At 68.7% G+C, this 13,562-nt stretch carries 12 protein-coding genes; 5 read left to right on the top strand and 7 right to left on the bottom strand.

Going from position 1 to position 13,562, the window contains the following annotated elements; genetic code table 11:
* Window positions 1-29: 29 nt before the first annotated feature.
* The 3 genes from EJK15_RS47960 to EJK15_RS47950 are packed head-to-tail and all read left to right on the top strand — an operon-like array spanning window position 30 to window position 3,705.
* Window positions 30-1,319: an ABC transporter substrate-binding protein gene (locus EJK15_RS47960; RefSeq protein WP_138717139.1), complete on the top strand. Its 1,290-nt coding sequence runs from the start codon at window positions 30-32 to the stop codon at window positions 1,317-1,319.
* Between the two features lie 9 nt (window positions 1,320-1,328).
* Window positions 1,329-2,609: a Gfo/Idh/MocA family protein gene (locus tag EJK15_RS47955; RefSeq protein ID WP_138717138.1), complete on the top strand. Its 1,281-nt coding sequence runs from the start codon at window positions 1,329-1,331 to the stop codon at window positions 2,607-2,609.
* 13 nt (window positions 2,610-2,622) lie between these two features.
* Window positions 2,623-3,705 carry a dienelactone hydrolase family protein gene (locus EJK15_RS47950; RefSeq protein ID WP_138717137.1) on the top strand — a complete coding sequence of 361 codons (1,083 nt, stop codon included), beginning with the start codon at window positions 2,623-2,625 and terminating at the stop codon, window positions 3,703-3,705.
* A gap of 45 nt (window positions 3,706-3,750) precedes the next feature.
* Here EJK15_RS47950 and EJK15_RS47945 read toward each other — a convergent pair whose 3' ends face one another.
* From EJK15_RS47945 to EJK15_RS47915, 7 genes are all read right to left on the bottom strand, one after another.
* Complete coding sequence (locus EJK15_RS47945; RefSeq protein ID WP_138717136.1) at window positions 3,751-5,520, bottom strand: ABC transporter substrate-binding protein; 1,770 nt, start codon at window positions 5,518-5,520, stop codon at window positions 3,751-3,753.
* Window positions 5,521-5,538: 18 nt separating this feature from the next.
* On the bottom strand, window positions 5,539-5,814 hold the full coding sequence (locus tag EJK15_RS47940; protein WP_138717135.1) for a DUF2160 domain-containing protein: 276 nt from the start codon (window positions 5,812-5,814) through the stop codon (window positions 5,539-5,541).
* Window positions 5,815-5,817: 3 nt separating this feature from the next.
* Window positions 5,818-6,639: a carbohydrate ABC transporter permease gene (locus EJK15_RS47935; RefSeq protein ID WP_138717134.1), complete on the bottom strand. Its 822-nt coding sequence runs from the start codon at window positions 6,637-6,639 to the stop codon at window positions 5,818-5,820.
* A 4-nt stretch (window positions 6,640-6,643) separates the two neighbouring features.
* Window positions 6,644-7,597, bottom strand: coding sequence for a carbohydrate ABC transporter permease (locus tag EJK15_RS47930; RefSeq protein WP_206061551.1), 954 nt, complete (start codon window positions 7,595-7,597; stop codon window positions 6,644-6,646).
* Window positions 7,594-8,688: an ABC transporter ATP-binding protein gene (locus EJK15_RS47925; protein ID WP_138717133.1), complete on the bottom strand. Its 1,095-nt coding sequence runs from the start codon at window positions 8,686-8,688 to the stop codon at window positions 7,594-7,596. Before EJK15_RS47925 ends, EJK15_RS47930 begins: the two co-directional genes overlap by 4 nt.
* Window positions 8,681-9,772 (bottom strand): ABC transporter ATP-binding protein, encoded by a 1,092-nt coding sequence (locus tag EJK15_RS47920; RefSeq protein WP_171074950.1) that lies wholly within the window; start codon window positions 9,770-9,772, stop codon window positions 8,681-8,683. The genes EJK15_RS47925 and EJK15_RS47920 overlap by 8 nt, the downstream gene beginning before the upstream one ends.
* Before the next feature lie 99 nt (window positions 9,773-9,871).
* Window positions 9,872-10,423 (bottom strand): TetR/AcrR family transcriptional regulator, encoded by a 552-nt coding sequence (locus EJK15_RS47915; protein ID WP_138717131.1) that lies wholly within the window; start codon window positions 10,421-10,423, stop codon window positions 9,872-9,874.
* A gap of 97 nt (window positions 10,424-10,520) precedes the next feature.
* On the opposite strand from EJK15_RS47915, the gene EJK15_RS47910 reads away from it, so the two are divergent.
* Together EJK15_RS47910 and EJK15_RS47905 are read left to right on the top strand one after the other, a co-directional pair.
* The gene (locus EJK15_RS47910) at window positions 10,521-11,660 is read left to right on the top strand and encodes an FAD-dependent oxidoreductase (protein ID WP_138717130.1); all 1,140 of its coding nucleotides are present in this window, start codon (window positions 10,521-10,523) and stop codon (window positions 11,658-11,660) included.
* A gap of 54 nt (window positions 11,661-11,714) precedes the next feature.
* Window positions 11,715-13,292, top strand: coding sequence for a DUF4434 domain-containing protein (locus tag EJK15_RS47905; protein WP_138717129.1), 1,578 nt, complete (start codon window positions 11,715-11,717; stop codon window positions 13,290-13,292).
* Window positions 13,293-13,562: the final 270 nt, after the last annotated feature.

The raw sequence follows: 13,562 nt of genomic DNA, 5'->3' as shown, positions 1-13,562 counted from the left end.
AGAAAAGAAAACCCCTAGGAGGTAGAGCCGTGAGCTCTGGCAAGAAGATGTGGTCGGCGGCGCTGCTCGCCACCGCTGTGCTGGCGGTCACCGCGGCCTGCGGCAGCGGCAGCGGTGGCGGCGGCGAAAGCGCCGACGGCAAGGTCAAGCTGCGCTTCTCCTATTGGGGCAGCGACGCTCGGCAGAAACTCACCGAAGAGGCGATCAAGAAGTTCGAGGCCAAGAACCCGACCATCGACGTCGAGGGCGAGTTCTCGGACTGGGCCAGCTACTACGAGACCCTGTCCACCAAGGTCGCGGGCAACGACGCGCCCGACGTGATCACCCTGGAGATCCGCGGCCTGCGCGAGTACGCCGACCGCGGCACGCTGGCCGACCTGGCCAGCAAGGTCAACACCGCCGACTTCGACGCCAAGGTGCTGTCCACAGGCGCCATCGACGGCAAGCAGTTCGCCATTCCCACCGGCGTCAACGCCTTCTCCCTGATGGTCAACCCCTCCCTGGTGGAGAGCAGCGGGGCGAAGCTGCCCGACGACACCAAGTGGACCTGGGACGAGTACGCCGCCCTGGCCGCCAAGATCACCGAAGGAAGCGATGGCAAGGTCACCGGAACGCAGCTGAGCTGGAACCCCGCCTACCTCCAGATCTACGCCGCGCAGAAGGGCGAGCCCTTCTACGAGGGCAACAAGCTCGGCCTGTCGCCCCAGACCATCAAGGACTGGTGGGCGATCATGCAGAACATGATCAAGACCAAGGGCTCCCCGGACGCCGCCAAGAGCTCCGAGGTCGGCGCGACCAGCATCGACCAGTCGCTGCTCGGCACCAACACCGGCGCGATGGGCATGTGGTGGAGCAACCAGCTCGGCGCCGCCTCCAAGGCGTCGGGACAGCAACTGGACCTGCTGCGGATGCCGAAGCTGGAGGGCGCCACCACCGGTGGCATGTTCCTGCAGCCCGCGATGTTCTACAGCGCCTCCAGCAAGTCGGAGCGCTCGGCCGAGGCCACCAAGTTCATCGACTTCATGGTCAACGACCCGGAGGCGGGGCAGATCATCCTCAGCGACCGCGGCCTGCCGGCCAGCTCCAAGGTGCTGGCAGCGGTCAAGGACAAGCTGCCGGAGGCGGATGTCAAGACGCTGGAATTCATCGACGAGGTCAGGAGTGAGCTGGCCGACCCGCCCCCCGCCCCGCCGAAGGGCGCCAGCGCCATGGAGGACATCCTCACGCGGTACTCCGAGGAGGTCATGTTCGGCAGGATGACCCCTGACGACGCCGCACAGAAGTTCATCACGGAGGCCAACGCCTCCATCGCAGGCTAAAGGAGAGTCATGAGGTACGCGTTCGTCGGGCTCGGGCACCGCGCGCAGATGTACGTCGATGCGCTGCTCGGGGAGTGGCGCGACGCCGGCACCATTGTCGCCCTGTGCGACACCAACCGGACCCGCATGGACTACTACGTCGAGCGGATCGGCCATGAGGTGCCCTGCTTCGCCCCCACGGAGTTCGACAAGGTTCTCGAGCTCGCCGACGCGGTCATCGTCGCCACCGTCGACGCCACGCACGCCCGCTACGTGTGCGCGGCGCTCGACGCCGGTCGCGACGTCATCGTGGAGAAACCGCTCACCGTCGACGCCGAGGGCTGCGCGGCCATCGCCGAGGCGGCCGAGCGCAGCACCGGCAGGCTGATCGTCACCTTCAACTACCGGTACTCGCCGCGTAACTCGGCCGTGCGCCGGCTGCTCATGGAGGGCGCCATCGGCGAGGTGACCTCCGTGCACTTCGAATGGACGCTCGACACCATCCACGGCGCCGACTACTTCCGCCGCTGGCACCGCGACCGGGCCAACTCCGGCGGCCTGCTCGTGCACAAGTCAACCCACCACTTCGACCTGGTCAACTGGTGGCTGGGATCCGCCCCCGAGCTCGTCTTCGCCCAGACCGACCTGCGCTTCTACGGCTCCGAGAACGCCAGGAAGCGCGGCCTGGACGAGCGCCCTGAGCGAGGGCAGGGCGCTCCCGGGCTGGGCACCGACCCGTTCATCCTGGACATCTCCGCCGACCCCCGGCTCAAGCGGCTCTACATTGACGCCGAGCACCAGGACGGCTACATCCGGGACCAGGACGTCTTCGGCGACGGCGTGAACATCGACGACAACATGTCCGTGCTGGTGCGCTACGCCAACCGGGCGATCCTGACCTACTCCCTGCACGCCCACGCCCCCTGGGAGGGCTACCGGGTGGCCTTCAACGGCACGGCCGGCCGGCTGGAGCTGGACGTGGTCGAGCGGGAGTGGACGCCGCCGCACGCGGCCATCGACCCGAGCGCGGCCGCCAAGGAGCAAGCGGCCGGGTCCTGGGAGCGGCTCACGCTGCACCGCCACTGGAGCAGGCCGGAGGAGGTGCCCATCGAGACAGGGGCCGGCGGGCACGGCGGCGGCGACCGGCTGCTGCTCAACGACATCTTCCGCGGTCCCGGCGATGATCCGCTGGCGCGCCAGGCCGGTTACCGGGACGGCATCCGCAGCGTGCTGACGGGTTTCGCGGCCAACACCTCGGCCGCGACCGGCGTCCCCGTACACCTGGTGGACGACGGGACCCGTGTCGGCTGAGGCGGCGGGACCCGTGTCCGCTCAGACGGCCGGGCCCGGGTCCGTTGCACCGGCCGGACCCGTGTTCGCCGAGCTGGCCGGGATCGCCGCGGCGCAGTTCGGGATCTACCCCGTCGTGGGGCCCGAGCTGCGGGCGGCGGCGCGGGACGCTTTCGGGGTGCTCGACCTGCGCGCCGATGACGTGCGGGTCGAGCGGACCTGGACCGACGGGGATCTGGCGGGCGAGGAGCTGTCCTGGTCGGTCGGGTTCGGGCCCCGGACCCGGGCCTTCCTGCTGCGGCCCCGGGACGTTTCCGGGCCGCTGCCCGGGGTGGTGGCGCTGCACTGCCACGCCGGGATGAAATGGGTGGGCAAGGAGAAGATCGCTGACGGTCCCGAAGGCCCCTCCCCGGAGGTACGGCGGCTGCGGGACGACATCTACGGCGGTCGCGCCTTCGCGAACGAGCTGGCCAGACGCGGGTTCGCCGTGCTGGCGCACGACGTCTTCGTCTGGGGCAGTCGCCGCTTCCCGCTCGATCTCGAACCCGGGGAGCTGAGCGAGGCCGATCGTTATGATCGCGCCGCGGCCCAGCACGAGCACGTCGTGGCCAAGCACTGCGCCGTGCTCGGCACCTCGTTCGCCGGGGTGGTCGCGGGCGAGGACCTGGCCGCGGCGGCGTACCTGCGCTCGCGGCCCGACGTCGGGCCGGTCGGCTGCGCCGGGCTGTCGGGCGGCGGGCTGCGGGCCGCGCTGCTCGGCGCGTTCGACCCGCACATGAGCGCCGTCGTGGTGGCCGCGATGGTCTCGTCCTACCGGGACATGCTCGACGCGCACATCGCCAAGCACACCTGGATGCTCTACCCGCCGGGCCTGCCGCGCCTCGGCGACTGGCCCGACCTGGTGGCCGCCCGCGCCCCGGCGCCGCTCATGGTCCAGTACGCCACCCGCGACGAGCTGTTCCCCGCGCCGGGCATGCGCCGCGCCCACGCCATGATCGGCGAGCGCTACCGCGACGCCCCCGGCGCGTACGAGGCGGTGTTCGCCGACGTGCCGCACAGCTTCGACGTGCCGATGCAGGAGCGGGCCTTCGACTGGCTCGCCGGCCACCTCCGATGACCAGCCGCCGCCCGGCCTGCCACGGGCGGCGGCCTCCCTGTCGAGTCAGTCGCCCGCCTTCCACTGGGCGATGAGCTTGTCGTAGTCCAGGGTCTCCGGCTTGCCCCGCTCGTCGGCCAGCTTCGGCGCGGGCGCGCCCGGCTGGTCGTACCAGTACTGGGCGGGACGCTCGGGGTTCAGCTTCGGCGCGCAGTTCCCGCCGTAGCCGCGGCGCTCCAGCCGGGACAGGATGTCGTCCTGCTGCTTGGCCAGATTGTCCATGGACTGCTGAGCCGTCGTCTCGCCGGTCACGGCGGTGGCCACGTTCTGCCACCAGAGCTGGGCCAGCTTCGGGTAGTCCGGCACGTTCGTCCCGGTCGGCGTCCACTGCTTGCGGGCCGGGGAGCCGTAGAACTCGATCAGGCCGCCGTACTTCTTGGAGTTCTGGGAGAAGTACTCGCTCTTGATGTCCGAGTCGCGGATGAAGGTCAGACCGGCGATCGACTTCTTCAGCGACACCGTCTTCGACGTGACGAACTGCGCGTACAGCCAGGCGGCGGCCCTGCGGTCCTTCGGCGTGTTCTTCAGCAGCGTCCACGAGCCCGCGTCCTGGTAGCCGAGCTTGTTGCCCTCCTTCCAGTAAGCGCCGTGCGGGCTCGGCGCGATGCGCCACTTGGGCGTGCCGTCGCTGTTGACGACCGGCAGCCCTTCCTTGGTCATGTCGGCCGTGAACGACGTGTACCAGAAGATCTGCTGGGCGATGTTGCCCTGCGCGGGCACCGGTCCGGCCTCGCTGAAGTTCATCCCGGCCGCTTCCTTGGGGGCGTACTTCTTCAGCCAGTCGACGTACTTGGTCAGCGCGTAGACCGACGCGGGGCCGTTGGCGTCGCCGCCGCGGGTGACCGACGAGCCGACCGGGCGGCAGTTCTCGACCCTGATGCCCCACTCGTCCACCGGCAGGCCGTTGGGGATGCCGGGGTCGCCGTTGCCGGCCATGGACAGCCAGGCGTCGGTGAAGCGCCAGCCCAGTGACGGGTCCTTCCTGCCGTAGTCCATGTGGCCGTAGGTCTTCTTGCCGTCGATGGTCCCGTTGCCGTTGACCTTGTTGGTGAAGAAGTCGGCGATGTCCTCGTAGGCCGCCCAGTTGACCGGGACGCCGAGGTCGTACCCGTAGGCATCCCTGAACTGCTTCTTGATGTCCGGGTCGGTGAACCAGTCGTAGCGGAACCAGTAGAGGTTGGCGAACTGCTGGTCGGGCAGCTGGTAGATCTTCTTGTCGGGCCCGGTGGTGAAGCTGATGCCGATGAAGTCGTTCAGGTCCAGCGTGGGGGAGGTGACGCTCTTGCCCTCTCCGGCCATGTAGTCCGACAGCGGGAACACGTAGTCGCCGCGCGAGTGGGTGCCGATGAGGTCGGAGTCGTTGACGTAGGCGTCGTAGATGTTCTGGTTGCCCTGGATCTGGGTCTGGAGTTTCTCGATGACGTCACCCTCCTGGATCAGATCGTGCTTGATCTTGATCCCGGTGATCTCGGTGAACGCCTTGGCGAGCTGCTGCGCCTCGTACTCGTGCGTGGTGATCGTCTCGGACACCACGTTGATCTGCATGCCCCGGTACGGCGCCGCGGCCTTCATGAACCAGTCCATCTCCGCGATCTGCTGGTCCTTGGACAGCGTGCTGGGTGTGAACTCCTCCGACACCCACCGTTGTGCCGCCGCCTTGCCGTCTGCCTCTTTGAAGTCGCTCGTGGGCTTCTCCGCGCCCTGCGCGCAGCCGGCCACTATCAGGACGAGCGCGGCCAGACCAATGACCGCGGACCTGCCTGCCCGATGCCTCATCGCTTGGCTCCTCTTCTGTTAGCCCCATATCCCGATCACGATCACCACCACCACCGCGCAGCCCAGCGCGAGCCACATGGACAGGTCGGTGACGGCCATCCAGGCGGCCAGCACGGTGGCGGCGCTGATCAGGCCGATGTACAGCCGGTCGCCCCGATCGGTCTCGATGCGCAGGAAACCTCGCCTGGCCACGGGAGGGGAGATCCGTGCCCAGACCGCCATGACGACGAGCAGCAGGGCCAGCCCGATGAACACCAGAGCCGTGGGCAGCGTCCAGACCATCCACTCGAGCATTCGCTAGACCCTTCCCAGGGCGAAGCCCTTGGCTATGTAGTTGCGCACGAACCAGATGACGATCGCGCCCGGGACGATCGTGAGAACTCCGGCGGTCGCCAGCAATGCCCAGTCGACGCCCGCCGCGCTCACCGTCCTGGTCATGGTCGCGGCTATCGGTTTCGCGTTGACCGAGGTGATCGTCCTGGCGATCAGCAGCTCGACCCAGCTGAACATGAAGCAGAAGAACGCCGTCACGCCGATCGCGGAGCGGATCATCGGCAGGAATATCCGGATGAAGAAGCGAGGCAGCGAATAGCCGTCGATCGCCGCGGTCTCGTCTATTTCCCGGGGAATTCCCGACATGAATCCCTCGAGAATCCAGACCGCCAGCGGGACGTTGAAGAGCATGTGCGCGATGGCCACCCCAAGATGGGTGTCGAAGAGCCCCACGCTCTGATAAATCTGGAAAAATGGCAGCAAGAAAACGGCGGGCGGCGCCATGCGGTTCGTCAGCAGCCAGAAGAACAGGTGCTTGTCGCCGGCGAAACGGAAACGCGAGAACGCGTACGCCGCGGGCAGCGCCACGATGAGCGACATCACGGCGTTCATCGACGTGTAGATGATGGAGTTCAGATAGCTCGAATACCAGGACACGTCCGTGAAGAACGTGGCGTAGTTGTCGAAGGTCACGCGCTGCGGGATGAGCGAGAAGCTGCCCAGGATGTCCTCGTTCGGGCGGATCGACATGCCGAACATCCACAGCAGCGGCAGCATGAGCGTGGCCACGTAGAGCCAGAAGACCGTGCGCGCCCAGGGGAGCCGCCGTCCGGTGGTCCTGGCCATCAGTTCACCTCCCCGACCTGGTCAGCACGGTGAAGAAGACGTAGCAGAGGATCTGCACGATCAAGAAGTAGAGCAGCGAGAACGCGCCCGCCGGCCCCACGTCGAACTGCCCGACCGCGATCTTCGACAGCAGGATGCTGAGGAACGACGTCGCGTTGCCCGGCCCGCCGCCCGTCACCACGAACGGCTCGGTGTAGATCATGAAGCTGTCCATGAACCTGAGCAGGACCGCGATCGTCAGCACCCCGCGCAGCCTGGGCAGCTGGATGTGCCGGAACGTGGCCCACCCCGAGGCGCCGTCGATCTGCGCGGCCTGGAAATAGGGCTCCGGAATCGATCGCAACCCCGCGTACGCCAGCAGGGCCACCAGCGGCGTCCAGTGCCACACGTCCATGATCAGGATCGTGATCCAGGCGTCGGTGGAGTCGAGCGTGTAGTTGAAGCCGATGCCGAGGATGTTGTTGATGGTCCAGCCGCCGAGCCCGATGTCGGCGCGGGCGAAGATCTGCCAGATCGTGCCCACCACGTTCCACGGGATGAGCAGCGGCAGCGCGACCAGCACCAGCGCCACCGACACCCAGAACCCGCGGCGCGGCATCGCCACCGCGATCGCGACCCCGAGCGGGATCTCCACCAGCAGCACCTGCGCGGAGAACAGCAGCGTCCGGACGAACGCCTCCCGGTTCTCCGGCCGCCGCACCGCCTCGTAGAACCAGTCCAGCCCGACGAACACCCGGTCGCTGGGGCTGAAGACGTCCTGCACCGAGAAGTTGACCACGGTCATCAGCGGGATCACCGCCGTGAACGCCACCGACACGACCACCGGCAGGACCAGCCACCAGGCCCGGTTGTTCCGGCGCCGCAGGTCCGTGCGGGTCTCCTGGGGTTCGGCGGGTGCGCCCGTGACGACCTCGCCGCTCACCTGGCTGCCCGCGACGGTGGTCTGGTCGGTCGTCACCCCGTGCCCCTTCCGTTCAGCGGCGCGAGCGAGCCGCACCTGACCTCGTCCCGGAACAGGAACGTCCGGTCCGCGGGGAAATGCAGGAACTCGACCGCGTCCGGCTCGTAGGCGGAGCCGGCCTCCGTCCTGGCGATCATCGGGTGCTCGCCGACCATGGTGTGGACCAGGTCGTACGCGCCCATCCGGTCGATCCCGACCACCCGGGCGGCCACGCCGGGGGAGGTCCGTTCGCCGGTGATCCGGACGAACTCGGGCCGCACCCCGATCCGCACCGGCCCTGGCGGCAGGCGGTCCGGGACCGAGCCCACGTCCGCCTGCCCGACGCGTACGACGTCGCCGACGATCTCGGCCGGCAGCACGTTCATGCCCGGCGAGCCGATGAAGTGCCCGACGAACTCGTGCGCGGGCGACAAGAACAGCTCTGCCGGCTCACCTGCCTGCACGATCGCCCCGCCGTTGAGCACCACCACCTCGTCGGCGAACGTCAGCGCCTCGGTCTGGTCGTGCGTGACGTAGATCAGCGTGTGGCCCGTGTCGCGGTGGATCTCCTTGAGCTTGCTGCGCAGCGTCCACTTCAGCGCCGGATCCACCACCGTGAGCGGCTCGTCCAGCAGCACCGCCGCCACCTGGGAGCGCACCAGGCCGCGGCCCAGGCTGACGATCTGCTGCCGGCCCGGGTCCAGCCGGCGCGACCTGCGGCGCAGGAGGTGGTCGAGGCCGAGTAACCGGGAGACCTGGCGGACGCGCTGGTCGATCTCCTTCTTCGGATATTTCCGGTTTCGAAGGGGGAAGGCGAGGTTGTCGTAGACCGACATCTCCTCGTACAGGACCGGGAACTGGAAGACCTGCGCGATGTTGCGGCCCGCCGTGGGCACGCCGGTCACCTCGCGGTCGTCGAAATAGATCTTGCCCACCGTGGGCGTGATCAGGCCGGAGATGATGTTCAGCAGCGTCGTCTTGCCGCAGCCGCTCGGGCCGAGCAGCGCGTACGCCCGCGCGCTCTGCCAGGTCCACGTCATCGGCTTGAGCGCCCATGTCTCGCCGCCGTCGTAGCTGTGCCCGACACCTTCAAGACGAATGTCAGCCATGCAGGTCGACCTCCGCGGCGCTGGTGGCGAGCAGCCGTCCGCCGGCCTCGTCGAAGACGAAGATGTGCGCGGGGTTCACGTACGCGACCGTGGACTCCCCGGGGGTGAAGAGCTGGGTGCCGGGCAGATGGGCGACCAGATGCCGGTTGCCCTCCAGTAACAGGTGCAGGAACGTCGCGCTGCCGGTCACCTCGGCGAGCCTGATCTCGGCGGGCAGCTCCAGCGCGCCGGGCCCGTTGCGGCCGATCGTCACCTGGTGGGGGCGGATGCCGAGCACGACGTCGTGGCCGGTGGCCTGCGCGCGGGGCGCGGGGAACGACGTGCCGAGGCACTCGATCCGGCCGTCGCGGACCACGCCGGGCAGCAGGTTGAGCGGGGGATCGCTGAGCGTGGCGGCGACGGCCAGCGTCGGCGGATGGGCGTACATGTCCGCGACGTCGCCGACGTGCTGCACCCGGCCCTCGCCCAGGACCACGGTCGGCGCGGCGAACGTCAGCGCCTCGTTGGGATCGGCCGTGGAGTAGAGGACCACGCCCGGCGCGTCCGTGAACATGTTCTTCAGATCGGCGCGTAGTTGCTCGCGCAGCTTGAAATCCAGGTTGGCGAGGGGCTCGTCGAGGAGCAGCACGTCCACGGGCCGGGCCAGGGCGCGGGCGATGGCGGTGCGCTGCTGCTGGCCGCCCGACAGCTCCGCGGGCCTGCGCCCGAGCAGGTCCGCGATGCCCATAAGCTCGGCCACCTCGCGCACCCGCCGGTCGATCGTTTCCCGGCGGAACCTCGGGTCCAGGCGGAGCGGGGAGGCGATGTTCTCGTAGACCGAGAGTGACGGGTAATTAATGAATTGCTGATAGACGAAGGCGACCGACCTTTTGCGCACGGCAATTTTGGTGACGTCTTTTCCGTTCACCACGATCCGGCCGGAGTCCGGGGGCAGCAGACCGGCCGCGATGCGCATCAATGTCGTCTTTCCCGCGGTCATGGGGCCGACGAGGGTGGTCATTCCGTTGGGTAATTCCAGGCGAATGTCGTCGAGCCACGTCTCTCCGCGCTGCCGTACGAAGACGCCATCGAGAATCAGCGTCACTGTGCCCGGTCCTTTCTGTTCCCCTCCATCTAACATGATCTGCAACTGTGTGCAAAGAGGCAATGTGTTGTGCCTGTGACCGGTGTGACGGCTGTGCTTTCACAATTTGCTGACGAGATAGCGGTGAATGGTTGGGCCTATCGCCCTGACGACTTCTTCCCTGGTCATGGCGGCTAGCGGGGGGAAAGTCAGGACATAGCGGCATAGGGCCATTCCGAGCATTTGGCTGGAAACCAGCCCCGCCCGGGCTGGGGCCTGTGCCGCGTCCTGGGACAGTTCGGTCACGAGGGGCAGGAGTTGCGCCGCGAAGATCTCGCGCAGGCGCTCGGCCGCCGCCGGGTTCGTGACGCCCGTGCGGAGCAGGATCTGCAGGGTCTCGCCGGACTCCCAGCGCTCCAGGAAGTGGCGGGCGAGCGTGGCGGCGATCTCGTCGCGGGGCATGCCCCGCGTGTCGGGCAGCTTCAGGTCGAACTCGCAGGCCGCCGCGAACAGCCGCTCCTTGCTGCCGAAATATCGCATGACCATGGCCGGGTCGATGTGCGCGTCGGCGGCTATGGCCCTGATCGTGGCCCGGTCGTAGCCGTCGGCGGCGAACCGCTCGCGGGCGGCGGCCAGGATGATCGCCTTCGTCTCGGCGGACGTTCTTCTCATGCCAACAAGTGTAGGCCAACAGATGTTGACATCACTAGGCCGGTCGATCTAATGTCAACGGTTGTAGGCCAACGAATGTTGACCTCAAGGAGGAGACATGATCACCACCGATGTGCTCGTCGTCGGCGCCGGCCCCGTGGGGCTCACGGCCGCCATCGTCCTGACCCAGCTCGGCCACGATGTCGTCATCGTGGACGGGCAGGCCGAGGGCGCGAACACCTCCAGGGCCGCCGTCGTGCACTCGCGCACGCTGGAGCTGCTGGAGCCGTACGGCGTCACGCCGGCCCTGGTCGAGCGCGGAGTGCACACGCCGCGCTTCACGATCCGGGATCGCGACCGGCTGCTGGTGCCGGTGCCCTTCGACGGGCTGCCGACGCCGTACCCGTACACGCTGATGATCTCGCAGGCCGACACCGAGGCGTACCTGCTGGCCCGGCTGGAGAAGCTGGGCGGCGAGGTGCTGCGGCCCGCGCTGGTGACCGTGATCGCGCAGGACGCCTCCGGCGTCACCGCCACCCTCGATGACGGGCGCACGGTGCGGGCGTCCTACCTGCTCGGGGCCGACGGCATGCACAGCGTCGTACGCGAGCAGTCCGGGATCGGCTTCGGCGGCGGCACGTACGCCGAGTCCTTCTCCCTGGCCGACGTGCGCCTCAGCGGCGGGGTCCCGGAGAACGAGGTCGTCCTGTACTTCGCGCCCGACGGGCTCGTGGTCGTCGCGCCGCTGCCCGGCGGAACGTACCGGATCGTGGCGACCGTGGACGAGGCGCCCCAGCACCCCGACGTGGCCTTCGTGCAGCGGCTGCTCGACTCGCGCGGCCCGAAGGCCGTTCCCGCAGTGGTGGAGGAGGTGGTCTGGGGGTCGCGCTTCCGCGTGCACCACCGGATCGCCGACACCTACCGGAGCGGCCGGATCCTGCTCGCCGGCGACGCGGCGCACGTGCACTCACCCGCCGGCGGGCAGGGCATGAACCTCGGCATCGAGGACGCCGTCATGGCGGGCGAGACGCTCGCGAAGGTGCTCGACGGCGGCTCGCCCGGCCTGCTTGACGCCTACGCCACCGCCCGCCGCCCGGTCGCCGAGAAAGTCGTCGGGCTGGCGAGCCGCCTCACGGCCCTGGCCACCATGAGCGCGGCCCGGCGCCCGCTGCGCAACCTCGTGCTGGCACTGGCCGGGCGGCTCCCGGTCGTGCGGCGCCGCCTGGCCTGGCAGCTGTCCGGACTGGGCCGGCGATGACCAGCTCAGCGGGGCGGCGCGGAGCGGATCAGGTGCGTAGGCTGGAGGCCCGGCGTGGAAGGGGCGTGGGTGCACCGGATCCTGTGGGTCGTTGTGGCGGTCGCCTTCGTGGCGGGTCTCGTCGTGCCGGACGGCTCTTCGGAAGGGGAGCAGCCGGGGGAGTGCCAGCCCCGGGACACGCGGGTGGTGGCGCCGTACGCGGTCACCGGCTACTGGGTCATGCCGCGGGCCGACGCGTGCGTGACGCGGCGGATGGTCGAGGCGATCCACGCGATCGGCGGCGACACGCTCGTCACGTTCGGGCCGCGGTTCAGCGTGGGCGGCGATGCCGACGGGTGCCTCCTGGACGGGCGGCCGTGCGCCGAGGTGCCGGGGAAGAAGATCCGGCAGGTCTACACGTACGCGACCAGCGAAGAGTTCGGGGCCGGGGTGCTGCGCTGCCCGGGCGTGGACCGGCGGATCGTGAGCGAGGGGCGGATCTTCTACCGGGTGTCGCTGGCGGCGTCCTGCGACGATCGCGTCCATGATCTCGTGCTGGTCTCCACGGACGGTGACGGGCTGGGCAACCTGATGGCGGAGGCGGCGGCGTACGGGATGGTGGTGTTCCCCGGGCTGCCCGCCGCGGCGCAGACGGCCGGCAAGCCGTGGGAGCCGGACCACGCGCACACCGCCGCGCTGAACGCCTTCACCGCGCGGGTGCTGGCCGACTATCGGGCGCGGTTCGGGGGTTCGGCGGCGTTCGCGGGGGTCTACCAGTCGTTCGAGCTGGCCATGCGGGCTCGCGCGGACAAGGATCCGATCATCGAGCTGTACGCCGCCCAGAACGCGGTGGCCGCCTCCGCGCTGCCCGGCAAGAAGATCCTGGTCAGCCCCTACATCGACGCGCGTCGTGGGCGCGGGTTCCCACCTGAGCAGGTGGAGGAGGGGATGGCCGACATCGCCGCGACGCGGGCGGGCGCGCCGATGGCCATCGCCGTGCAGGACGGGCGGGGGACCGGGAAGGTGCCGGTGCATGGAGGCAACGAGCGGGATTCCCCTGTCGAGGCTCGGCTGGTGCCCGTCGTGGGAGCGGTGAGCTACGGGCAGGGATACTACGGATCCACGCGGGACTACATCGAGGCGGCGGCCCGGAAGGTGCCGTCCGGGGTGGAGCTGTGGGTGAACGTGGAGGGGTTCGAACCGACGCCGGCCGGCGGGGAGTGCGGGCGGGTCGATCCGATGCCGCTGCGCGGGCGGACGACGAAGAGCCGGCTGGATCGGCAGGTGATGGCGGCGGGGACCCATGCCCGGAAAATCATCTCTTACGGGTGGGATCCCTTCTTCACCTGCCAGGCCCGGTACGACACGCCCTCGCTCGCCGACGACATCGTGAACGGGTGGCAGCAACCCATCATCGTCAACGCGACGCGGAAGGACATGAACGGGCGGGCGGGGGTCCTGGTCGAGGGCTACAACCTGCGCGGCGGGACGCTGCGCTTCGACCCTCAGGGGGTAGAGGTCAAGCAGGAGTGGTACGGGCGGGACCGGCTCGAGTCCGCCTGGGCGCCGTACGTGCCGACGGGGCCGTGGACGTCGATCACCGCCACGAATGACGCTGGTCAGAGCAGCACGAGCCCCTACGCGATGCCCTAGACGAGTGCCGGCACCAGGGTGTCCGCCGGCACGTGGCTGCGTCCGCAGAGCGCCCACAAATGCATCACATATTGGGATTTATCCCGCTAAGGTGCGTTGGGTTGATCGCGGCCGTCCCAGGAGTCACTCCTCTCATGCCGAATGTCGAACCACTGCGCGAAGGCTGTCTCTTATACACCTCTCCGAGCCCACGAGACCCTAAGACAGCTCGTATGCCGTCTTCTGCTTGAAAAAAAAAACTTGATGAGCGATAGAAATCAGTGTTTCGCA

It is taken from the genome of Nonomuraea basaltis (assembly GCF_005893125.1).
Lineage (GTDB): Bacteria > Actinomycetota > Actinomycetes > Streptosporangiales > Streptosporangiaceae > Nonomuraea > Nonomuraea basaltis.
This window is presented reverse-complemented; position numbering and strand designations above follow the sequence as displayed.